This window comes from Endozoicomonas montiporae CL-33, assembly GCF_001583435.1.
GTDB classification, from domain to species: domain Bacteria; phylum Pseudomonadota; class Gammaproteobacteria; order Pseudomonadales; family Endozoicomonadaceae; genus Endozoicomonas_A; species Endozoicomonas_A montiporae.
Genome location: NZ_CP013251.1, coordinates 991,043 through 1,015,048, shown reverse-complemented (window position 1 = coordinate 1,015,048; position 24,006 = coordinate 991,043). Strand labels below are relative to the sequence as shown.

The 24,006-nt window shown below is 48.1% G+C and carries 17 protein-coding genes; 12 read left to right on the top strand and 5 right to left on the bottom strand.

The window, feature by feature from the left end:
* Nucleotides 1–11 precede the first annotated feature (11 nt).
* Entirely contained in the window at nt 12–1,844 is a 1,833-nt protein-coding gene (locus EZMO1_RS04465) for a BatD family protein (RefSeq protein WP_187300049.1), read from the top strand.
* Nucleotides 1,841–2,641 (top strand): SH3 domain-containing protein, encoded by an 801-nt coding sequence (locus tag EZMO1_RS04460; RefSeq protein ID WP_034875188.1) that lies wholly within the window; start codon nt 1,841–1,843, stop codon nt 2,639–2,641. Before EZMO1_RS04465 ends, EZMO1_RS04460 begins: the two co-directional genes overlap by 4 nt.
* Before the next feature lie 71 nt (nt 2,642–2,712).
* Here the strand turns inward: EZMO1_RS04460 and EZMO1_RS04455 are convergent, their stop codons facing one another.
* Nucleotides 2,713–5,322 carry a glucoamylase family protein gene (locus tag EZMO1_RS04455; RefSeq protein ID WP_034875190.1) on the bottom strand — a complete coding sequence of 870 codons (2,610 nt, stop codon included), beginning with the start codon at nt 5,320–5,322 and terminating at the stop codon, nt 2,713–2,715.
* 371 nt (nt 5,323–5,693) lie between these two features.
* Between EZMO1_RS04455 and EZMO1_RS04450 the strand changes: the two genes are divergently transcribed.
* From EZMO1_RS04450 to EZMO1_RS04415, 7 genes are all read left to right on the top strand, one after another.
* A complete protein-coding gene (locus EZMO1_RS04450; RefSeq protein ID WP_086936385.1) occupies nt 5,694–7,199 on the top strand; it encodes a sulfatase family protein in 1,506 nt (501 codons plus the stop codon).
* 175 nt (nt 7,200–7,374) lie between these two features.
* Nucleotides 7,375–8,910: an ABC transporter substrate-binding protein gene (locus EZMO1_RS04445; RefSeq protein ID WP_034875191.1), complete on the top strand. Its 1,536-nt coding sequence runs from the start codon at nt 7,375–7,377 to the stop codon at nt 8,908–8,910.
* Nucleotides 8,903–9,850 carry an ABC transporter permease gene (locus tag EZMO1_RS04440; RefSeq protein WP_236632003.1) on the top strand — a complete coding sequence of 316 codons (948 nt, stop codon included), beginning with the start codon at nt 8,903–8,905 and terminating at the stop codon, nt 9,848–9,850. The genes EZMO1_RS04445 and EZMO1_RS04440 overlap by 8 nt, the downstream gene beginning before the upstream one ends.
* Entirely contained in the window at nt 9,850–10,647 is a 798-nt protein-coding gene (locus EZMO1_RS04435; RefSeq protein WP_034875193.1) for an ABC transporter permease, read from the top strand. Before EZMO1_RS04440 ends, EZMO1_RS04435 begins: the two co-directional genes overlap by 1 nt.
* Entirely contained in the window at nt 10,640–12,139 is a 1,500-nt protein-coding gene (locus EZMO1_RS04430; protein ID WP_201772177.1) for an ABC transporter ATP-binding protein, read from the top strand. Before EZMO1_RS04435 ends, EZMO1_RS04430 begins: the two co-directional genes overlap by 8 nt.
* A gap of 58 nt (nt 12,140–12,197) precedes the next feature.
* Nucleotides 12,198–12,955, top strand: a protein-coding gene (locus tag EZMO1_RS27990) for an IS1 family transposase (protein ID WP_420809906.1) whose coding sequence is annotated in 2 segments (ribosomal slippage) — nt 12,198–12,465 and nt 12,465–12,955 — 759 coding nt in all. Because the reading frame shifts where the segments join, the coding sequence is not laid out codon by codon here.
* 369 nt (nt 12,956–13,324) lie between these two features.
* Nucleotides 13,325–13,657: a hypothetical protein gene (locus EZMO1_RS04415; RefSeq protein ID WP_034875195.1), complete on the top strand. Its 333-nt coding sequence runs from the start codon at nt 13,325–13,327 to the stop codon at nt 13,655–13,657.
* A 160-nt stretch (nt 13,658–13,817) separates the two neighbouring features.
* Here the strand turns inward: EZMO1_RS04415 and EZMO1_RS04410 are convergent, their stop codons facing one another.
* Nucleotides 13,818–15,377, bottom strand: a complete 1,560-nt coding sequence (locus tag EZMO1_RS04410; protein ID WP_082211982.1) for a sulfatase family protein — start codon at nt 15,375–15,377, stop codon at nt 13,818–13,820.
* A gap of 568 nt (nt 15,378–15,945) precedes the next feature.
* Here EZMO1_RS04410 and EZMO1_RS04405 point away from each other — a divergent pair.
* The gene (locus tag EZMO1_RS04405; protein ID WP_034875197.1) at nt 15,946–17,010 is read left to right on the top strand and encodes a hypothetical protein; all 1,065 of its coding nucleotides are present in this window, start codon (nt 15,946–15,948) and stop codon (nt 17,008–17,010) included.
* 277 nt (nt 17,011–17,287) lie between these two features.
* Here the strand turns inward: EZMO1_RS04405 and EZMO1_RS04400 are convergent, their stop codons facing one another.
* Both EZMO1_RS04400 and EZMO1_RS04395 read right to left on the bottom strand, forming a co-directional pair.
* Nucleotides 17,288–17,851 carry a hypothetical protein gene (locus EZMO1_RS04400; protein WP_034875198.1) on the bottom strand — a complete coding sequence of 188 codons (564 nt, stop codon included), beginning with the start codon at nt 17,849–17,851 and terminating at the stop codon, nt 17,288–17,290.
* Between the two features lie 255 nt (nt 17,852–18,106).
* Nucleotides 18,107–19,495 carry a putative glycoside hydrolase gene (locus EZMO1_RS04395; protein WP_034875201.1) on the bottom strand — a complete coding sequence of 463 codons (1,389 nt, stop codon included), beginning with the start codon at nt 19,493–19,495 and terminating at the stop codon, nt 18,107–18,109.
* Nucleotides 19,496–19,974: 479 nt separating this feature from the next.
* Here EZMO1_RS04395 and EZMO1_RS04390 point away from each other — a divergent pair, with 479 nt between their 5' ends.
* Nucleotides 19,975–21,261 (top strand): putative glycoside hydrolase, encoded by a 1,287-nt coding sequence (locus tag EZMO1_RS04390; RefSeq protein ID WP_034875203.1) that lies wholly within the window; start codon nt 19,975–19,977, stop codon nt 21,259–21,261.
* Between the two features lie 139 nt (nt 21,262–21,400).
* Nucleotides 21,401–22,816: a CehA/McbA family metallohydrolase domain-containing protein gene (locus EZMO1_RS04385; RefSeq protein ID WP_051789871.1), complete on the top strand. Its 1,416-nt coding sequence runs from the start codon at nt 21,401–21,403 to the stop codon at nt 22,814–22,816.
* 80 nt (nt 22,817–22,896) lie between these two features.
* Here EZMO1_RS04385 and EZMO1_RS04380 read toward each other — a convergent pair whose 3' ends face one another.
* The gene (locus EZMO1_RS04380; protein ID WP_034875205.1) at nt 22,897–23,886 is read right to left on the bottom strand and encodes a LacI family DNA-binding transcriptional regulator; all 990 of its coding nucleotides are present in this window, start codon (nt 23,884–23,886) and stop codon (nt 22,897–22,899) included.
* Nucleotides 23,887–24,006: the final 120 nt, after the last annotated feature.

The following is a 24,006-nucleotide window of genomic DNA, read 5'->3' as shown; positions in this document are numbered from 1 at the left end:
TCGTTATGTTTATGAAACCTTTTTTAAAGCAACCTATGGTCGGCCTGCTGTTGCTGCTGGTGTTTCCGGCAGCCTTTGCCAGCAGTGCCGCTAAAGACTGGCAGCTTGTGCTGGAAAAGCCAGAAGGCAAAATGTGGCAGGGACAATCTGCAGAATTTCTTATTCTTGCCCTGAATCCGCCAGCCGGGAAGATGGAGCTGGAGATTGCGGACACTGCGGATTTTGCCGTTGCCACGCGGTCGGCGGTGCGACTGGAGCGCAACAATAAGCCTGCCCTGGCTTTTCCTGTGAGGCTAACCCCATTGAAAGCCGGTAAGCTGACGTTACCCGTCTTCACCCTGGGCAGTCACCAGACCGGCAGCAATGAAAATGTCACCGTTTCCACGCCTGTGGAAACCGACGATATGAGCATTCATGTCAGCTACGATACAGACAGCGTTTATCTGGGGCAGACCCTGAGTGTGAATTTTGAATGGATCACCTCCATTCATCCGAATGCGCTGCAAGCGGTTAACATTCTGCTTCCGGTGTTTGAGCATGCTGACATTCTGCCGGTTGAACCCTGGGATGCTTTCGTCTCATCTGACCAGAACGCCATTGGCCTGCCGGTTGGCAGCCGTCGTATTATTGCACGCTGGCACCGTATGGGAGGCGATCTCTTCCGCATTCATTTTCATTACAAGGTGCAGCCTCGGAAGGCAGGTGTTTTTGAACTGCCTCCTTCCCTGTTGCTGGCCAGTGCGGACCCCGTACTGATGAGAAACAGCCCTCAGGATTTCAGGGGTTCACGGCTTCCTGCTCATTTTGACAACAACTTCTTCCAGGCTGAACGGAGTGTAACCCGTGAGCCCCCTGTTCGACTGATGACCAGAGCGCAACCTCTGCGATTTGAAGTTAAGCCTTTACCTTCGGAAGTTCCTGAAAACTTTTCAGGCATGATTGGTCGCCCGGACATTGTTGTTGCTGCCGAACCGGATGAAGTGCATCAGGGCGAACCCATGCAGTTACGCTTTGAGATTACGCATCCGGATCCTGAGGTAGCCAGATTGCCTGAACTGCACACGATGACAGCGTTCACCAACAGCTTTGATGTCCCGGCAGATATCGGGCCGGGAACCTACGAAAATGGTGTGAAAATCGTACGACAGAGTCTGTTTCCGGGGAATGCTGATACAACGGAAATTCCTTCTGTGATCTTCAGTTATTTTGACCCGCAAACCGGGCATTTCCACAACTATACTACACCACCAATTCCCCTGACCGTGATACCTGTTGAGCGGTTTAACATTAGTACCAGCGCACTGTCTGATGATATGGAGCTGAGAAACCCGGTTAAACCTGACCAGAATGGCATCTGGTCGCATAACTGGTCGCAGGAACTGGTAAGCCAGACTCAGGAAAAAAACCCGTTCCGGGCGTTATTCTTGCTTGCTTTGCTGGTCTCACCTCCCGGACTGGTTTTGTTCGGTGCTCTGTCGACTATTCAGGAAAAGTGGAAAGCCTGTCGTGGCGACAGTGCAATTACACAACTGTGTGATGAGCTGAAAACAGGCAGTGACCCCCTGGCTCCGCTGAGTGCATACTTTTATCGTCGTATAGCGCTGCCACCGTCGAAACTCAATAGCCAGACTCTGGCCGTTGCACTGTCTCAGTCGGGTATCAGCGACGCTTTGAATCAGGAGGTTTGTCAGTGGCTGGATTGCTGTCAACAGGATTATGCCTCCCGGACTAACGACACTCAGCTTGCATCAGCCCGGCATGCAGCATTTGTCGGGCTGATGCAGTGCCTTGATAAGGCCCTGCCTGGTGACAGAGTGCCAGCAGTAAAAGGAGTACGGTCATGAAACAGCTTTTACTATTCACCCTGATGCTGTTGTCATTGCCTGATATTAGTCAGGCAGAAATCACTGACCTGGATGGTCAGTTGCAGGCATTGAGAAAGGAACACAAGCAGGCATTGCAGTTGAGCCAGAGTTATCCGCACAGAGCCCGTAAAGCCCACACGCTGATGGCGGGCAAACAACAGGCTTTGTGGAATGTTGATGGCATTAACCAGGCGATTCTGGCTTACAACATTGGCAGCAGCTGGTTCCTTGCAGATCGCTATGGTGAAAGCATTCTTTGGTATCGTCGCGCGGAAGAGCTTGGGTATAGCAGCAATGAGCTGACGCACAATCTCAAATACGCCCGTACACAGAGGCTCGACAGTTTGCCTGACAGCTTTGGCAACCCATGGCTGGCAACAACCCACCAGGTAGCCAGCTCCGACACCTGGCTATTTTTCTCCATAGTCGTTTATCTGGTGTTCTGGTGGCTGGTGTGGGGTTATATCCGTTCTGACCGAACGGAGAAGAGCCGCATCATCATCGCAGGTAGCATTATGCTGCTGACCAGTGCTCTGACCGTTTTCAAGCTCAACTATACGCCTGCAGTCAGTACCGGCGTCATCACGGCAATGGACATCACTGCCCGCAAAGGACCCGGCATAGTCTATGCCCCTGCCTTCACCAATCCGCTGAATCAGGGAACCGAGTTTATTCTGCTGCAGGAATCGGAAAACTGGCAGGAGGTGCTGTTAAGTAATGGCACAAAAGCCTGGCTGCCGAAGCGTGCAGCAACTGCTATCAGGAAAGACAGTTAACGCTGTGCCATCCTCACCCCGGAACGGTGCATGGGGGTGAGGAGCTTTTCCAGCAGACTTGATTAAAAGTTTCAGGACTTGCGTTCAGAAGTCCGCAGTCGTTTCACAGGAATAACCTTTTTCTCTACCCCCGGACCTTCATAAGAAACCGTAAACTGCCGCATACCGGTTGATTGAAAATACTCGGCAGATACCGGGTGTTCACCGGCTGGTAAATAAATCGTGCCGGAGTTTTCAATGCCTGCCTCACCCTCTATGACTTTTTTCCCATCAATTGTGAGCCTGTTCGGGCTGTTCGAATCCGTATAGAAGGTATAGTGACCGGATTGTTCGACAGTCAGCCAACCCTGATACAACAGCCCGAAGTTTGTTGCCCGGTCTCGTGGTGTTGCGTGGAAGGTACTCACCTGAACTTCCCACTCAGGTGTCATCGCCGACAGATCTGGCAGGTTGTCCACATCCCAGCGACCTTCATTTTCAAAATAACTGACCATCAACCCCGCATCAGCATCCCTGACAAAGCCGCCTCTGCGATAAGCTTCCTGTATTTCAGGGGCTTTGTCATAGAGCTCCCAAATTAAGCCTGTTTTGTGGTTTTCAAGGGCGACAACATTTGAAGTCGGATTCAGGCTGACATATTTCCGGTGGTCGGCAGACCACCAGTCAGCATCCTTGTTATAGGAGTCATAAAATCCATAGCCGCCGTAAACCTTTGTCTGGTATTTATCGTAAAGGTGGCGAATCGCAGGAATAATTTTCTCCGGGAGATAAGGTGTTGAGGCGACCAGTGCGCCCATTGAAATCGTACCATTATCGTCAATACCGGGTTTGCCTTCCACCTCGTGGCGTTGATAACCCCAAGGGTCGTGATCAGCCATAATGCCCCATTCCAGCTCACCATAACTCGAGTGATCTTCAGGGTTCATCAACCCGTAGTTATACTGCAGGTCAACCCGGCTGTGTGCCGTGTCCCAGAAGCTGACATAGTCATCCCTCAGGTCTCTGGGGTCGATGGCAATATAGTTGTGATGGACTGAGTAAAGCGGTTCTTGCTTATTTCCCCCCCACAGGCGGTTGCCATTGTATAACTTCCCGGTGTCGTCATGCCTGGACAGCTCGCCGTTAATGTAGCGGTTATAACTGATGCCACCACCGGCTGCCCAACCGGAGTGGTAAACCTCTGCCGGTATCGGGTGAGTAGGTGAACCCAGGGCCAGTACATACACCCCAAAAGTTTCCTGGAAACTTTTTAACAAAAGGCTTTCTTCAAACCCTGTCGTTTGTGACCAGTGCCACATCAGCACTTCGCCTTCGGTTTTTCCGTCAAAATCACGGAAAAGGTTGAAGTCAACGGAGTGGTACAACTCTGATGCCAGTTCACGAATTTCCGCTTCCAGCGCATTGTTTTCAGTGAAGTACTCACGAGCGACCAGCGCCCCCTGCAGGAACATGCCGGTATCGCTCAAGTTTGCGCCATCATCAGGACTGTCCAGGCCCGCCAGCCTGCCGGTATGACAACGTACCCAGCGTGGCCAACCGGTTCGGAAGCGATCGGCGGACTTCATGAAACGCAGCATTTTCACCACGCGGCGGGCAGCGTCCTCACGATCAATAAACTCATTCTCCACCCCCGCAGCCAGAGCCATGGTCGCCATTCCCGTATGAAAAGGGCCGCAATTGTTGCTCTGGTTTGCTTTCTGGTATGAAATTCGTGTCAGGCCACTGTGCGGATGCATATAGTCCGTCATGTAGCGGAATGTCGTTCTCTGTAAACTGTCCAAGAACTCTTTGTCAGACAGGTTTGCTGCCTTGCCCCGACCGACATAAGTCAGCTCTGACTCTGTGCTACCAATAACGCTGCTGACAAAGTAATCGGCTTCTTGGCTGTCATCCGCATCAAAGTCAATATACGCACTGACGGTCACCGGCTGGTCGTTCAGTTTCTCTCTATAGTCGCTACCAACAACAGAACGGTAAACGTTATACCCTTTAAAATCTTTCAGCCAGAAAGACGGATCCAGATGTCTCCAGACCACTTCAGCCGCACTATGGACAGAGTTAACCTCCACCACTTCGGGGCTGGCAGAAATCTGCCTGATATTATCGAGATAAAGTTCACCATGGGTATCAGAGGTGAACAGTCGTAACTCTTCAAGGGTAGAGCTGCTTTTATCCTTAAGCTGCCGTACATCAATAGCAATCGTAGACCAGCCACCGTTGACAACATTCCTGCTTATACTGGAAAAAACCTGTCCCTCCAGTTTCATATCCACTGAAGATACCTCTTGCCCTTCCGGCACATAAAGATCCAGCATAATGAAGTCGGCTTTGTCGTAGTCAATCACGTCCGACGAAAAATCATGGCGAATAGACAGGTAATCATCTCTATGGTTTTCCCAGCCAAGACTCAGGAAATAATCTTTTTCTGTCGGATAAGCGTGAGAACCCTGCCTGGCCATTGAGATTTCAACCGCTGCACTGCCGCCATTCACGCTGAGTTCTGGTAATGTTTCGTCCGGTTCATATCCAACGAGCAGCTTCGTAGCGATATCTGAAGCTGGAGGAGTACCTGGAGAGGCTTCCCCGGTTGGCGGCACGCCTTCAACAAAAGAAGGCAGATTTTCACTTCCGAATTGATCGTTACAACCGGCTAAAGGATAGGCTGAAATACAAACACACAATATTGTCCGCTTTAGTTTTATCATTGAGTTCCACTCGATGTATTTATTTCGACTTATATCTGTAGCCCATCATGTGATACATACAGATGCAGCTCCTGTGAAGAAAGCTTTAAATGTCGCAGAGAATGTAGAAACATTTCGTAATATAATTTTCTTGCATCTTCTTCCACTCGTTCCCATAAGTCATCACCTCTATTGACTTTAATCAAAATAATTACAACACAAGTGACATGCATCAACGTTAAAGCTCATTGTGTACAATGGATTAGATTATTTTGCAGCACTGTATTGATATAACGATGTCTACTCTGTAGATTTACGCGAATAAGAGAAACGTTTATACTCACTTTGCACCAAAAGGTTTAATAGGAATGTCCAAGCTTAAAAAAGCTTTGCTGGCAATGGCCGTTTCAGCAACTGTCCATAGTGCGGCAGCGGTTGCAGCACCGACACAGGCCACCTCTGTAAATACAGAAGCTACCAGGCCTAACGTCATCATCATCTATGTAGACGATATGGGCTGGGGCGACGTTGGCTACCATGGCTACAAAGATATAAAAACCCCAAACATTGATGCACTGGCAGAAGAAGGCACTTGGTTTTCACAGGCTTACGTATCCGCTTCCATCTGTGGCCCGTCCCGTGCCGGTATGATCACCGGTGTTCACCAGCAGCGCTTTGGTATCTACGGTAACTTTAACGAAAACCATATTCCATCCAGCCAGCCACTGGCCATGGAAATGATGAAGGACAACGGCTACCAGACTGCAGTAATCGGTAAGTGGCACTTGGGTGAACTAACGGGCCTGCCGAACGAACGTGGTGCCGACTTCTTCTATGGCTTCCTGGACGGTAGTCACGACTACTTTAAGTCCACCACCAACCCTGATGCCCACATGCGTTTCGCGCCCATCTATCGCAATACCGAAATAGAGCCGCCTATTCAGCAAAGCAATGGCTATCTGACTGAATTGTTTACTGACGAGGCCATTGAATTCATTGATGAGGCCGTGAAAAGTAAAGAACCATTCTTTATGTATCTGGCTCACTTTGCCGTTCACCACCCATGGCAGGTACCCGAAAGCTACGTTGAACGGCTGAAAGATTTGCCGGTCGCTGAAGGTATTGCCGGTGAGGAGCGCAGACATTTTGCAGGCATGGCCCTGGCACTGGACGATGGCATCGGTGAAGTGATGGACTCACTGAAGCATCACGGCATTGACGATAACACCATTGTATTTTTCATGAGTGACAATGGTACACCTCGTGGCCAGGGCTTTGCGCAGCCTGTCCAGAAGCAGCGCGGCGAAACCACCATGTCGAGCCCTGGTCCATTCAACGGCTTCAAGGGTGACACCTATGAAGGGGGTATTCGTGTACCGTTTGTTGCACGCTGGCCAGGTAAAATTCCTGCTGGTCAGGAATATAAACAGATGGTTTCCTCTATGGACATCGTACCAACCATTGCCGCAGTGGCCGGTACTGAGCTCTGGTCTGGTGCTACTCCGTTTGACGGTAAAGACCTGATGCCTTACCTGAAAGGTGAAATGGGTGAAGATGGACCTCATGAAACCATGTACTGGCGTCGTGACGACGATTACGCGATCCGCGATGGTGACTGGAAACTAACCTGGAACAGCCAGAGTGGCCCTCAGACTATCCGCCTGTTCAACATCGAAAACGATCCTGGCGAATGGGACGACCTGGTCAGTAAGCACCCGGAGAAAGCCCAGGAGCTGCAGAACAAGTTTGACGCTTGGGAAGCGACTCTGCCTGTTAACAAGCTGAGCTACAAACCCCAGAACCGTAACATGGGCTTCTACGCTGGTGAAATCACCGACGTCAAGGAATACAACAAAAAAGCCAACGGCAGATAAGCACTGATCTCCTGACGATTTACCCACTTAATTCCAGCCCGCTTTAACTAGCGGGTTTTTTCATACAAAACGTCTTTAGCCCTGACACAGGCTCCCAGGAAAGCTTATGCGTGTGGGGCTGTTATCACCAGTTAGTATTAGAACTCTTTCAAAGTGCAACCTAAGAATTTTCTGAATGTTTAAAAAAACTTTTATCGTTGTAGCTATCATGCTAACCATCTGGCTGGCAGCGTCCTATAAGGGCGTTGACCTGAATCAGACGCTGGTGATTGGCGCCCCCTTTGAGTACACCAGTCAGGATTTGTCCAAAGACGGTTATATCTTTTCACGCTTCCAGGTCACTGAAACCCTGGTAGAAATTCAGCCAGACGGCAGTATACAACCTAAACTGGCTACCCACTGGCAAACCAGCGACGATCGTCTGACATGGCGTTTCACCTTGCGCCCTGACGTACTATTCCATGACGGGACAGCAATGACGGCAGAAGTTGTCGTCTTTTCCCTGCAACAGGCACTGAAAAAGCCCGGAATTATTCATCAGCTACCTTTGAATAAGCTCTATTTTGAAGGTGATTATGAAGTCGTTTTTGAACTGGAACAACCCTATCGGCCACTACTCTACGTACTGTCCCACTTTTCAACTGCTATTGCCGCTCCATCGTCTTTTGAGCAAAAAAATGGAAGGGCTATTGCCATACTGAAAGGCACAGGCCCTTACCAGATCCAGCTCTTGTCCCCTCCTCACAAGCTGGATGTAGAGCGGTTTGATAACTACTGGGGAGAACCGGCCAGAATCAGGCAGATACAGTACCTTACTGGACACCGTGCTGAAAGCCGGGCACTGCAGGCACGAAGCGGACAGGCAGACATCATCTATACGCTTGACCCGGCCAGCATCAGCATGCTGGAGCAGGCTCCGAATGTTGATGTTTACAGCGAGTCCATTCCCCGTACACTGCTGTTGAAGCTGAATAATGAACACCCTTATCTGAATACTGTCGAAACAAGGCAAGCCCTGAGCCTTGCCCTGGACCGTGAAGGCATTGCCGAAAGGATTATCAGGGTACCCGGCTCCGAAGCCTACCAGCTGTTCCCGCCCGCCTTGGGCGACTGGCACATGAAGGAGCTGGAAGGTCAGAAAAGCCTGCAAAAAGCCAGGGAAATCCTGACAGGTCAAGGCTGGATTACCGGTGATGACGGTGTTCGCGTTCGCGATGGCAGACGTTTCAGCCTGGGGCTTGTGACCTACGCCGACCGCCCTGAAATGACGGTTGTGGCAACAGCTATCCAGGCGCAGTTATGGGATCTGGGTATCGAAGTAACTATTTATGTCGGCAATTCCAGTGACATCCCTTACCTGCATCAGCAAGGTACACTTGAACTGGCACTGGTGGCCCGGAATTTCGCCTGGGCCAATGATCCCCTGGCATTACTGTTTGACGATACCAGAACCCACCTTGGCAGCGACTGGGGACACATGAACTGGACCTCAGGCGAGTTAAACCAACTTCTCAGTGAGATGACCCTGACTCTGGACAGCGAAGCCTATTTCAAACTGTCACAGCAAGCCGCTTCGATTCTTGCAGAAGAGATGCCTGTTATTCCGGTGATTTTTTACACTCAGCAAATCGCTGTCAACAAACGACTCAAAAACTTTTACTACGATCCTTTTGAGCAAAACTACCGTGCTTCGGAGATGTATTTTGATTAAACAAATTCTTCTCAGGCGTGCGGCACAGGCTGCTTTTGTTGCCTGGGGCGTAGGGACGTTGACGTTTATTATGATGCGACTGCTGCCCGGTGACTTTGCCTACCGTATCGCCGCCGGACGCTACGGCTATGACTATGTCAGCCAGGCTGCGGCAGAAGCCGTGAGGGCAGACCTGGGCCTTGATCGTCCCGCTATTGTTCAATATCTGGAGTGGCTGCTAAATCTGCTCCGGTTTAACCTGGGCGATTCTCTGGTTTCAGAAAATCCGGTTACTCAGGAACTTGCCCATCAGCTGGGAAGCTCCCTGGAGCTGGCTGTCTTTGCCAGTTTCTTTGCCTTGCTCATTGCCGTCCCTGTTGGACTTTATGCCGGACGGCATGCTGGCGGAGCAGGTGACCGGCTGTCGTTAATGGTATCGGTTATACTCAGGGCGCAGCCCGTGTTTGTCATTGGCCTGTTGATGGTCCTTGCTTTTTCCCTGAAACTGGGATGGTTTCCCGTCGCCGGTTTTGGCAGCAGCGAATACCTTATACTGCCAGCCCTCTCTCTGGCTCTGACGCTGGCCGCCATATCCAGCAGGATGATTCGCAATTCAACCTGCGATGTTCTGGCATCACCTTTTTACCGGTTTGCACGTTTTAAGGGATTAACAGAACAGCAGGCTTTTACGCATCACGCATCTCCCAATATTGCCTTGCCGGTTGTCGCCTTTGTCAGCATACAGGCGATCAACCTGATTGAAGGTATCGTCATGATAGAGTCCCTGTTTTCCTGGCCGGGTATTGGCCATGCGCTGGCCCATGCCATCTTCGCCCGGGACGTACCGATGATTCAGGGGGCTGCGCTGGTTATGGGCCTGATATTTGTAGCTATCAATACGGTAGCAGACCTTATTGTATTCAAGCTTGACCCGAGACAGAGAGAAGAGACCTTATCGTAATGAAAGCCGACATTCAATTAAGGCCCTCACAGTATCTTGGGGCGGCACTGCTGTTGTTCCTGCTGAGCCTGGTGGTGCTGGAAACCCTGTTCTGGGGACACAATCCGGCAAGTCAGAATCTGGATCAGGTCTTTCATGCGCCTACCCTGGCTGAGCCTCTTGGCACAGACCAGTTTGGTCGAAGCAACTTGGCCCGTCTTTCATCAGCGTTACAGACTTCTATCTTGATGGCAGTATTCAGTGTATTGACGTCCGCTACCCTTGGTGTGTCACTGGGCGTTGTTGCCGGTTGGAAGCGGGGCTGGATTGACCGTATTCTGTCCATTGTCGTCAATATTCTGCTGGCGTTGCCGGGACTGGTTCTGGTGCTGCTGTTTGGCGCGCTGGTTCCCGGTTCATTCTTCATTTTATATATAGCGATCTCTCTGGTTCTGTGGGTCGAATACTTTCGGGTGATTCGCGCCAGAACCATCACTGTCATGAACTCCCCGGAAGTTGAAGCTTCCCTGCTTTACGGATTTGGCCCATGGTATGTGTTTAAGCGTCATCTTTGGCCGGCTTGCAAGAAAGATATTTATACTCTGGCCTGCTTTGGTGCCGGTAACTCTGTGCTTGCACTGGCTTCCATTGGTTTTGTCTATGTTGGACTCAGACCTCCCCACGCAGAACTGGGTCTGATGATGGTCGAACTGTTTCCCTATTACTCTGACGCAGCATGGGTGCTGCTCCAACCTTTGACCGCAGTCATTTTACTGGTACTTGGATTTCACCTCATTGCAGGAGGTGAACATGAATAGTTTTGCAGGTCATTCTGTAGCACGCAGCCAGCTTTCCTTCGACGAGGCAGCAGCAGCCTCAAGAGAATTGACTCCCGTTATTGAGATAGAAAATCTTTCCATTCATTCCGTAAATGAATGTATTGTCTCCGGCTTATCCCTGACGTTGAGCACTGGCAACCCTGTTACCATTCTTGGCGAAACCGGCTCCGGAAAAAGCCTGCTGGCCCAAAGCATTATGGGGGCTTTGCCAGCCGGACTCACCTGCTCTGGTCATATAAGGCGTTTTGGCCGTGACGATCACACGCTGGATGAGCTGGAACAACTCTGGGGATGTCGTATTGCTATGCTCCCTCAGGAACCTTGGCTTTCCCTTGATCCGATTATGCCAGGCAAACAGCAGGCTGCCCTGGTTGAACAGCTGGTTAATGGCCTGTCGGAGAAAGAATCGGCAAATATTACCCTGAAACGTATGACTGAACTGGGTCTAGGCACTGATGGAGAGAAAGTGCCTGACCAGCTATCCGGAGGTATGGCGCAGCGCCTTGCCTATCTATGCGCCACAGCGGCAGGTGCGGATGTCCTGATCGCGGACGAGCCGACCAAAGGGCTGGATGCCAGCCATAAGTCACGGATTATTGAGCTTTTACGGAAGCAAAGCGATAAAGGCTCATTACTCACCATCACACATGACATTGATGTCGCCAGGGCGCTAGGAGGCGACCTTATAGTCATGCGACAGGGTTCTTGTGTTGAACAGGGAAAAGCCCATGACATTCTTCAAAACCCGGCTTCAGCTTACGGCAGAGCACTGATTGCCGCGCACTCTCCTGTGTTTTCGGCAGTAACCTCAAACCTTTCATACGACGAAAGCCCTCTGGTGACCATCAGCCGGGCCAGCAAAACGCGTGGTGGCAAACCACTGTTCTCAGACCTGAACCTGACCATCGGCGAAGGTGAAATAATCGGCCTGTCAGGGGGCAGTGGAGCCGGTAAATCCACTCTTGCAGACATGATACTGGGGCTTGTTAAAACCGATGAAGGGGGCGTCCGGCACTCACCCTTACTTACCCGTGGAAAAATGTTAAAACTGTATCAGGATCCGCCCTCCGCTTTCCCCCAGACCATAACATTGAGCCAGAACCTGGATGATCTGTGCAGGCTGCACAGCCTTAATAAAGCTGAAATACCACATTGGCTTGACAGGCTCAGGCTGGATAAAAAACTGCTTGAGAGAAGACCCTCGCAGGTTTCAGGCGGTGAGCTGCAACGCTTTGCTTTACTTCGAGCGTTGATGATGAGACCGAAACTGTTGGTTGCAGACGAACCTGTCTCCCGACTGGATCCGATAGTCGCTTCTGAAACACTCTCATTACTGCTAAAACATACCCGGAGAATTGGTTGCGCTTTAATACTGGTCAGCCATGACCAGGCGGCATTAAATCAGATTTGCGGCCGAATAATAAAGCTTGGTGGAGATAAAGCCTTCCCGGGTAGTGGCACAGTTCTGTGATTCTAGCCCTGTCTGCTAAAATACGACATTCGGCAACTTTGAAAAATGCGGTTTAAAAATGTGCCTTACGCAAGTCCTCTGTACAACATGTGGCAGTAACCAAGTTCGGCCTTTCGGATACAGCACTCATGATGTTCCACGATACTATTGCTGTAATGACAAATGTGAAATCAAAACCTTCATGCTTGAATATCGCTACAAGGCCTGTGAGCCTGGCGTTAAAGAAAAAATCATCGATATGGCAATAAATGGCAGCGGAATCAGGGATACAAGTAAAGTACTCGGAATAAGCAAGACAACAGTAATAAAGACTCTAAAAAAAAAGAAAGCGGTCTGGTAAAGGTCAACCCAAATATTCAAACTATTGATCTCAAGTCAGATGCAATTATTCATGTAGGGCTTGTCTGCCAAGAGGCTGAGCTAGATGAGCAGTGGTCGTATGTTCATGATAAATCGAACCAACGCTGGCTTTGGTATGCTGTTGATCACGCTACAAATACCGTGCTTGCTTATGTTTTCGGAAAACGGAAAGATGAAGTTTTTAAAGAACTCAAAACACTTCTGAAGCCATTTGGTATTAATAAATTTTACACCGATGATTGGGGAGCCTATGAGCGACACCTTGATGAAAACATGCATATTATTGGTAAAGCAAACACTCAGAAGATAGAGCGTAAAAACCTTAATTTTCGGACTTGGATTAAACGGTTGGCCAGAAAGACAATTTGTTTTTCAAAGCTCGAAAAGATGCACGATATTGTTATTGGATTATTGATTAATAAAGTTGAGTTTGGGGTCAATATTCACGCGATATAACAGTTCTGGCCCACTACCCCTTCCCGTAAGTCGGCCAGCGTTGAGTTGCTGATGCGTTTTCATACTCGGGATGGAAACGCCACACTTCAACTCGCCTTTAAAAGCAGACCACTATCACTCAGTACATGCCGGTTCTTATTTCTTATGACTAATAAATTGACTTGTATCAGAATTGTTTAACTTTGCGTAATATTTTGAGCTACTTCTTATCATATACGTTACAGGAGTGTTGAACTCATCCTTTCCGTTATGTAAAGTCAATATTGCCGAAACATTTCGTGTAAATTCTTCTAATCGTTGTTGTTTTAAGAGTAAAAGATGAAAAAGGCTATCGTAAGCATATTGTCAGGTCTTGTTCTGAGCACTTCCATGAGCGTTACCGCAGCTCACGCTGCTCCAACAGCCCACGCCGATCAGGTGCCACCGCAGTTCATGATGCGCTTCAGGCAACAGGTTCAGGAGAAGACCCGCGTACTCAACCTGTCTGAAGACAAGCAAAAGCAACTGATGGAGCTGAAGAAAAATCTGTACCGACAGCAGCAGGCCGCAAACAAAGAGTTTCCTGATGATCGGAATGCCCGTAACGCGGCCCGCAGAGCTAACCGTAACAATTACAACGACGCCCTCAACAAGATGCTTTCAAGAAAGCAGCGCAGGGACATGCAGGAGTGGAGAGCCTCGCAGCGTAAGGACAGGGCGTAATCCTGAACGATTGACTGACAGAGCCTGATCTTCCAGGCTCTTTTTTCCTGTAGACAATCCCTTCTTTCAGCCACCAATGCCCCGTGTTCATAGTCTATTCCTGCCCAACAGCCGTGTGGCAAGGGTATCAAGCAGGTGATACCCCTGAACCAGCAAGGTATTAAGGCGTGTTACGGTTAAACTCCTTGACGTTTACACGATGACCCTTATCGTAATCAAAGTTTCGGTTAGTTGGTCTGTGGCTGAGCCTGTTGACCGGCAGACCGGCTTCCCAGGCGTCAAACTTATCCTTGAGCTCCTGAGCTTTCCCTGGCTCCCTGCTGACAAGATCATCCCACTCCCCCGGATCTTTCGCCATATTGAACAGACGGATGGTTTGAGGACCGTGTGAACGATTGAAGGTCAGCTTCCAGTCGCCATCGCGAATGGCGTACTCTTCGTTACGACGCCAGTATAACGTCTCGTGAGGGATGGCATCCGCAGGCTTTTCACCGAGAAGATAAGGCAGCAGGTTGGTGCCATCAAACGGGAATATACCAGTATTGGTACCTTCAAACAGGGAAGCAATGGTTGGAACAATATCCAGTGCGCTTACCATTGGCTCATACTTCAGGCCAGCCGGAATGACGCCAGGCCATTGCATGGCAAACGGTACACGAATACCTCCTTCATAATTAGTGCCTTTAAAGCCATTGAAGGGGCCGGGGCTGGACATAGTGGTCTCGTTCCGCTTTTTACGACGTGGCTGGGCAAAGCCCTGACCGGCAGGAGTACCATTATCACTCATGAAAACAATCAGGGTATTGTCGTAAACACCCTGTTCTTTCAGGGTATCCATGACTTGACCAATGCTGTCGTCCAACGCGAGAACCATTCCGGCAAAGTGCCGGCGTTCTTCACCAGCAATACCTTCTTTCACAGGCAGGTCTTTCAGTCGCTCAACATAAGATTCTGGCACCTGCCATGGGTGGTGGACAGCCAGGTGGGCAAGATACAGGAAAAACGACTTGTCTTTTTTAACCGAGCGCTCAATAAAGCCAACGGCCTCATCAGTGAACATTTCAGTCAGGTAGCCGTTCTGCTCCTGAATTGGAGGAACTACTTCGTCATTACGATAAATAGGGGCCAGGAGCAGTTTGCCCGTATCTACGGTCTGGGAGCGGAAGTAGTCATGAGAGCCACCCAGAAAGCCATAAAAGAAGTCAGCGCCACGCTCATTCGGCTTACCTGTCGGGTCGCCAAGGTGCCATTTTCCTATGACAGCAGTCGCATACCCCTGGTCTTTCACTATTTCCATCGCCAGAGGCTGGTCATGGGGAATATGGTTTTCGCTGGAATTGCCATAGATGCCCATTCTCTGCTGATAGACACCGGTCAGCATACCGGAGCGGGATGGGCCACAGACAGATTCGGAAACATAAGCCTGGGGAAAGTGCGCGCCATTGGCTGCCAGTTTGTCAATGTTGGGTGTCTTAATATCGTCAAAGCCGTGGTACCCCACATCTCCCCAGCCCATATCGTCGGTAAAGATGATGACAATATTAGGCTGCTGTTGAAGTTCTGCTGCTCGTTGTGCCGGAACCGGGCCTGCAGAGGCGTTGCAGGCCAGAGCTGAAAATGTTAGCCCTAAGGCAACTTTCTTTAAAGACGGCAAAGTCATGAGGTTGTTATGCCCTTTACTGTAAAAAGTATGACCTCTTTCACTACAGGCGACAGCCATTCTATTTATCGCTTACAGGAAGTTGAGTTCATAAGTGTAAAAACTGCACACTCTATAAGGATCAAACTGAGAACAAAATGCCAAAGAATTGTTTCTATGATACAGGTCAGTAATCTACCCTCATGGAGTAGCGAGTAGCTGTTTATTAAGACCTATAGAATTTTGGTGTGCGTTAATTATTCAATTTTTATGCGTTTTATGCGCCCGACACACTTGTTTAATTGTGATGTTGTTTAAATGCTCAAGTAGCAGATACAAAGTTGAGAAATGTTTACTATTTACAATAGGCTGAATTAGACAGCATAAAGCTGGCAAAGCATGACACAAGTCAAACATTAGCGGGTTTTATCAGGCCTTTTCATGTGTGTGATTATGCGAAAAGCCGTGATTCTAGGGTTCTGTAGTCATTTTTAACGAAAACAAATGTACTTATTCGATATTGACGACGTTGGTCGAAACGTTTATCTTTCATGCTGTTCAAATAATTTGCTGCCCGTATGAAACCACGTAAGTAATGCAGCTCTTTTATATTCCAGCGGTAACGAATAAAGATTAGCGAAAAAATCATATGAAAAAGCTACTACTTCCTCTTGTATTTGGCTCAGTTGCATTACCTGTTACGGCACTGGAGAAACAAGTTGTTGAAGCCTGGGAAGAAAGTTTGAATCTTCCTGAGATCAGTTCGGATGTTTTTGATAGCTACAATATGTCTGCTAACAATGCACGTAATGCACGCAACGAACGACAGCAAAGAAGACGAAATAACCCATGGTTGTACAAAAATGGTCCGAAGCGAACCCGTATCTTTTCGGGTATTGAACTATCCGATAACACCTATGGAAACAGAGAGCGTCGCAGCGAGTTTAAAAAAGTACTTTTCGATGGTAACACCAAATTCCATCCTAACTGGCGTATCCGTTATGCCATGAATGAGTCAAATGTCAGCCGAGGAGAAAACGGTGAGTTGATTGACGCTCCAACCCGTTGGATGAAGCTGGCTCCACGATTTGAACAGGTTTTGAGCCCTACCGCTAACTGGTTTGCCGAGTTTGAATATACCAATTTCAGTGGGTTTGGCAGAAGCAATCAGGGTGGGCGTTTAAATAATACAGACACCTATATCATTAAAGTCGGTGGCAATAAGCGTTTTGGTAGTCACAACTTTAATGCCCATGTTGACTATCGCTACAGAGAACAGAGCTTCTATATTGATGATGGCTCAGAGATAGATGAGACTAATAATTATGAAACGCAGGATCCTCGTTACCAGATAGGCTATCGCTATCGTCCTAATCGCCATGTTCAGTTTCAATTAACGCGCAACCAAAACAAGAATCATCTTGGTCAAACAAACCTGAACCAGTTTGGTAAAGTAACACTTAACCATTCATTATCTAACGGTCTTCGTTCAGAGTTCTCTTTTCAGAGAAATAAAAACTTCAATAAAGATACAGATACCGGTTATTTCATAAACCGATATACTTTCCTGAACACTTACAGAATTAATGAAACCCTACAGGCTTTACTGGAAGTCTCCTATCGTAAGTACGATCGTTTTTACACAGGAAACTTAAGAGGTGCCGGTGACAGAAAGCAGTTGTTCACAAAAGCGGGCATTAACTTTCATTTTTAACTACTCGTGACTGGAGTGGCACCTGTAAAATCTCCTGATTGCCTATCTGGCAGTGTTGTTTTTTGAGACACCACGGATCAGTATTCCCACATTTGCTGATTCGTGGATTTTTTTTAGCATCGCAAGCATTTTATCTCTTTTTACCCTGATACCTGACATAGTTCGCTGACAATCTTTATAGCGAAACCCACTCCCATGTTTCTGTATGGGAATGGGATTTTGTTTAACGAGGTGCTTGGTCAGTTTATTCCGGAAGCTGGCTCGAAGACTGGATTCATTACCCTTTTTGCCTGTTCTGTTCAGGAATCGGCTCCTGATTACAGCTCAGGCTGTAATCAAGTCGTGTCCTGTTTTCAGGGTTGTTTAAGTCAAAGAGATCAAAAGACAGTGCCAGCATGGCCGTTTTGTGCTCAAAACCAATACCAAAAGCAACAACGCCGTCGCTGATGATGATTTCCCACTGGTCGCCAGCTTCTGGCATATTGTTCTGATTACGTAGTTCCCGCTTGCCGTTCAGGTCAAATAAGGTAAGGGACATTTCTTCGTGTTCAATTCTGACTTCAGAGAGTTCTAAACCAATTTTATCGCCGGGTTTCACTTCGCCCCCAACAAGCCACTGTTTCGGCTCCCTCAGAATAAAGTCGTCGCCTGCGTAAGTCATCCTGCCATTACGAAAAAACATGATTTCACCGTCGTTATAGCAATCATGGAGTTCGTTAATATCAAACTTAAAGCGGGCTTTCATTGGGGTTGTATCATTAGTTGGCGCAGAATCAGCAAAGCTAACGGGAGCAAAGGTTAATACACCGGCTGCCACTGCGGTGAGTACATTCTTAAACATGGTTAATTACTACAGATGCGTTGTTGTTTCATTCGACAACGTGTCAACAGGCAACAACATTTGTTAATTAAAAGGTGGATATATAGTCAAACAAATTTGTTTTGACTTCAATGATCTGATGCAGTTTTTCTGATCATACAGAATAGCAAGGTGCAAAAAACATAAAAAAACCGAACTAACAAGTAAAAAGTTAATTCGGCTTTTGAAAATAAGTCGGCGTACACCCTTTAAATGGTGAGTTCCCTGATTCGCTTATTATTTCCTCTGGCAGTAGCCTTCTGTAATTTCATTGCCTGGTGTCGGCTGGAGCGTGACGTTAATCAGTCTGTAGGCGATGCCTTGCAGTGTGTCCTGGCCTCTGATATCAGCAGGCGCGAGATGCATGGCGTTTCTTACGTTCTGAATGATGGTAGTGTCAACGACGCCGTCTGCACGGGTGATCAGCTCTTTAACGGGTACTTCAACCCAGCCCCAGCCTCCTTCGGAGCAGTTTTCATCGAGCGTGATTTTGTTGGAGTTGTTTCCTGCGGTTTCAAAACTTACCTGCAACTGCCGGGTTGGATGCAGGGCGTAGTCATCTACTCGCAACTGGAATCTGAGAACGCCATTTTCCACAAACTCAGACCAGTCCATATTGTTGTTGTTCGGGTCGAGCAGCAGGCCACCCCTGCCAGCGGGCTGGGACTCAATAAAGGTCACTAGCAGATGACGGGTATTGTTGTTGTCCTTATTAACAACATCGGTTCTGATTTTTGTGCTTCCACCACCATTCCATGTTTTGTATTTCCTGGCCCAACCGGTAAAGCCATCATCATTATCCGGGTTGTTGCCGCGCGTAAACAGATTATGAGCATTCGAGGAGGCCAGTGTTTGGACATTGTCAGGCTTTTGACACTGCAGTTCATAACGGTGGCCTGTTGAATTTGGCACAAAGCGGATATTGCTCAGGTCGATATCCAGGTTGCTGTCGCTATGCAGGCCAAAAGGCATGATAGTCTGGCTGAAATCAAACTCATGTTCTTCAGTGTTGAAACAGGCGAGTGGAACCCTTACCGTCTGCTTTGCCCCGCCAGAGTAAGCGTTGAAAGCGCCTGTGATGTCTATTGTTTGCTCTGAGATCCCGGTAGGGCTTGGTATTGGCGGTAGTGGGTTTGCAACGGACAGATTCTCGTGGCTCATTGTCAGAAAGACCTTGGAGCCTTTTGCTGGTTTGCTGTTGACTTTCAGGTCAAACTGCAAGGTGCCGTCAATCGTTGCCTCAGATAGGTCAATGATTTGGCCGGTGGTGCTTGTCATCATGACAGAGCCTTCATCGTTGCTACCGATTATTATGTTAATCGGGTTGCCATACTTCGTTTTTTCCGCATGGGTGTGGTCTACTGTCAGGCCTGGCTGAGTGGTGATATTGCCAGCTCGCAAAGTCAGGTCTTCAGGAATATCAAATGTAAAATTATTCCTGTTAGTGACCCGCATATGAAAGTCGCGGGTGGTTTCCGGACCATAGATAACCACTTCCTCAGCTACAATTTCCGGGGGTTGTGGAGCCGGGTCTGTTGAATCCTCCCTGCTATCATCACTATTGCAGCCTGCTAACATTGACAGCGAAAGACTGCCAAGAAGTATCGATTTAACGGTCTTATTCATACAAAATCCTTACTACACGGAAATCTGTTGTGGTTGTTAAAGCCTGAAGCGTGTCAAGCCCTGCAATAAACGACTTAATCTATCATCATGATTTGCAGAAACGTTTCCGCTGAAGCGATAGTACGGCAGTAGACAAATAGATTCAACTAATACCAATATTTATCACGCTCTTTTGATTTGCATCAATCTAACAACATAAAAACATATAAAAAAACAGACGGATGCGTATAGGGAAAGCTCTTATTTTTTGTGAAAAGCCTTTATTCATCCGCTTTGAGCGAGTTCCTATATCGTTTTTGGGTCACCATGCGTGAATGTGTATGGTCTTGATATTGACCGATAACTCACTTATCCTCACCTCGCTGATGAAACGTTTCAATTTATATTGATGAGTCCCTTGAATAATCAGTACTTCAGGAAGTTAATACTCCTCATCATTGGCAATACCTATTTTGTTATATAAGAAACTGGATATTTCTATGAATAATGCTGTCAGGTCCCTGATTCTCGGTGGTTTATCGATATCTCTACTCACCGGTTGTTTAGAGGATGATTTCGATTACAGCTCGAACCTGGCTCGAAGAACTTACCTGTACGGTCAGGACGCTTCCTATAACATGATGTTTGAGATAGAAGATCATGCTGGCCTGACCGCTGATGTCATCCCGGGCATACCTGTTGTTCGCGATAACATTATTGCCAGCGTAATGGACAAGCCCGTTGAAGAGCAGGGCAATATCAGCGTCCAGGTCACTAAAGGGCAACCGGCTAAAATACGACTGAAAACCGCCAACAACCTCCCTGTTGACCTGGGTTACTACGAAGTCGGTGGGACTATCCAGTTTGCTGTTCGTGTTCATGACCGGCCACTGGAAACTGAAGTGTGTGATGAGTTCGGGCGCAACTGTTCCTACGACATTAAATCCATCAGGATGACGGCGAGTACTGATAAGAATGTAGAAATTGCCGATCCGCACTATGTTGATCTCACCAGCGCTTTTCACGCTATTGCGGGCTCTCCGGAATACCAGACCATTAAAGTTCCAACCAGTTGCTTCCGCGACACCCTCGGAAGCTTCAACAAGACAGTGATTCCTCTCGAAATTCACTCTGAGTCTGATGTGCGTTTCGATATCAGTGAAGTCACCATGATTCGTGAAACGGATTCAGCGGGCGATGTATTACGCTGTACTGATCCGGCAGACACCAATGAAGTCATTCGAACGGATGATGAGGGTGTATCATGGTTGTACAAAATGAATGATAACGCCCCTTCTACAGGCTGGGCCAGGACACCTGCTTCCTGGGGGTCAGCGTCACCAAGAATCAGCTGGCAGGGACAGTCAATGGTCGTGCATTACAATAATGCCAATCCGGGTAGCAATGGTGGCGTGCTGTTGCGTACTGCAGATCAGGAGTTTAAAGACGTAAGTCGTCTTATTGACAACGGCTACCTGCGCTTCTGGATCATTGTTGAAGATTATGCCTCTCACCCGACAAAGCAGATTCAGGTCAATATGGAAGGTGATCGCTCCAATAACTCTCAAGTGGTTTATCTTGAGCCTGGCTTTGCAGAGGATAAAGGCGAATGGGTCACTATTCCCCTGAAATCTCTCTTTACCCGCGGTAACGGTGCCATTGAGCATACGCTGGCCCTGAATCTGAACAAGGCCCTGAATATTCGTGCGAGGGGTGTTAGTGGCAACGATACCCTCAATGGCGTTAAGTTCAGAGTGTCCAATATTCAGCTGACAACAAACCCCTGACGCAACTCCTGGCCTGTTCACCTTTCAGGACTGACAGGTGAACAGGCTCATTCTACCAAGTGAGCCTGTCTTCCCCTCTTGCCCGTTACCCCATGGCGGGCTTCCATTAAAACGAAACGGTTGTACGGAGACATAGTATATGTTTCGCAGAAAAGTGCTGAGTTCCTGTCTGGCCAGCTTACTGGCTGTATCGGTTGGCGCAGATGCCGATGATAAAGATCGTCAGTGGCTGGCGGGTGACCATCATGTTCATACTCACTGGAGTGTGACTTTTGATATGGATGGCAATTTTATAAAAGGTGGGGATGCTAAATATTCTTACCTGAAAAACACGACTATGGGAAAAAAGTTCGGTCTGAGCTGGATTGTTAACACGGATCATGGTGATCCGGGTCACTCCATGATCAACTTTGAGCATGCCTATCCTGAACTGCTTGAGACGCGTGAAGTAGTGGATGATATGGTGATTTTCTATGGTCATGAATGGAACATTCCTGTACACGGCCATGCTACCCTGATTCTTCCAATCAACGACCTTGAGCGTGAGACCATGCGTGACTTCCAGCGTCAGTTTGGTCGCAAAGAAGCTGAAATTGAAAGTCATCGCAACGCCTACATGCTGGAAGGCCTGGAGTGGCTGGACAGGTTTCAGGAAAAGCCCCTGGTATTCCTGAATCATCCAAGCCGATCCTCCCGTGAGCTGGGTAAATTCCGCCAGATTACACCACCCCGCATGAAAGGCTGGTACGATGTGGCACCTGAAGTGCAAGTGGGTATGGAAGGCGCCCCGGGTCATCAGGCGGCTCCTGTTCGTGGAGGTTACGGCGGCGCCCCGTCTATTGGCGGCATGGATCAGATGACAGCTGTCGTAGGTGGTGCATGGGACCATATTCTGGGCAGTGGTCGCCCTTACTGGATTACCTCCAATTCCGACTTTCATAAACATACCAGTAACCTCTATCCGTTGCGTAATAACCCGAATGAACTTGCTCCGGGTAATGACTACTGGCCGGGTGAATACTCTAAAACCTGGGTTTACGCCGAGAAAGAATACTCTGATATCATGAATGGCTTACGCTATGGTCGTATCTTTGTAACCTTTGGTGACCTTATTAATGCGCTGGATCTCAACTTGAGTACTGCCAGGGGCGAGAACGGTGCGACGATGGGCGACACCCTCAATACAGGTGGTGTGGAAAAACTTCACCTGAATATTGATATCGGCGCTGCAATGGAGCCTAACCACAACGGTGATCTGCCTGTTCTGAACCGGGTCGACATTATTGTCGGTGCGATCCACCCTGATATTGATCTCGAGCCCGATACAAACTCAACGACTAAAGTGCTGAAACGTATTTACAAGGATGAATGGAAGATCGAAAATGGTCGCATTATTCTGGATGTAGAGATTCCGCTTGAGTACGAAAAAGGCTATGTACGTTTGCGTGGCACTAATACCGATACACTGGAGCCACAGCCGTTTGACCGCAATAATCCGGACAACGAATGGGAAGATTTGTGGTTCTACTCAAACCCGATTTTCTGGTCTGAATAACAGGATGCCCGCTTAAGTCAGCATTCAGGAACCCAAAGGCTCCTATGGGTTCCCCGAATCGCCGAGACAGGTTATACGCTTTATACGCTTTCGCGCTCAATCAGCCTGGTTGCCTGAATTCTTAACTTATCTGAGTCTTTGGCCGGGCTTTTAATGGCTTCGAACAGGATTTCGGCAGCATTTATACCCATTTCGTATTTCTGGTGGGATACCGTTGTTAATGGAGGAACTGCAAATTCTGCCTCACGAATGTCATCAAAACCGATAACTTTTATATTCTCCGGAATTTTCAGGTTATTTTCACGGGCAGCACGATATATGCCCAGAGCCATCTCGTCATTTGCTGAGAATATTGAGTGCGGCACGGTGCCTTTATTAAACAGGACTTTCATTTTTTGATAGGCACCCTCTTCAGTAAAATCACATTCAAGAATGTGCTTGCTGTTTACCGTGGCACCACAGAAACCCAGAGCCGCAATATAGCCTTCCAGTCGCTTCTGGCTGTCGTAAGAACTTTTGGGGCCGCCCAGGAAGTAAACTTCTTTACATCCACTTTGTACTAATGCTTTGGTGGCGTTGAAAGCGCCACCAAAGTTATCAATCAGAACACTGAAAATATGGGGTGATTCTACTTCACGATCCAGCACGACCAGCGGTAGATCATTAGAAGCGGTAGACTTGAGAAAGTCGTCATCAAATGAGTCAGCAAGGATAATTGCGCCATCCACCATACGGTCACGCAGATATTTGTAAGCCGTGGAGTTTTCTTCGCCATAAAGGCTGCAGGCTACCAAGTCATAACCTGCCTGATGAACGGCTTTTTCAATCCCCCGTGCAATTTCACTGTAAATAGGGCCAAACCATGAGTTGAAAAATATACCGATAGCACGGGTATGTTTTTGCTTAAGCAATTTGGCATTGCCATTGGCAACGTAGTTAAGTCGTTTCGCTACATGCAGCACATGCTTACGAGTTTCAGAACTGATCCTGTCTTTATTATTTATCGCGTAAGATACGGTTGAAATGGATACCCCCGCTTCTCTGGCTACATCTTTAATAGTGGCTTTCACAAGTTTACATCTCTAATGGTCTGATGAGGTGAAATTTTCACCTGCAACGTTTTTTCTGTTCACACTGCATATTCTGGATTATTACGATATGCCGTGTTGCATGATAGTAATTAAGTGAAA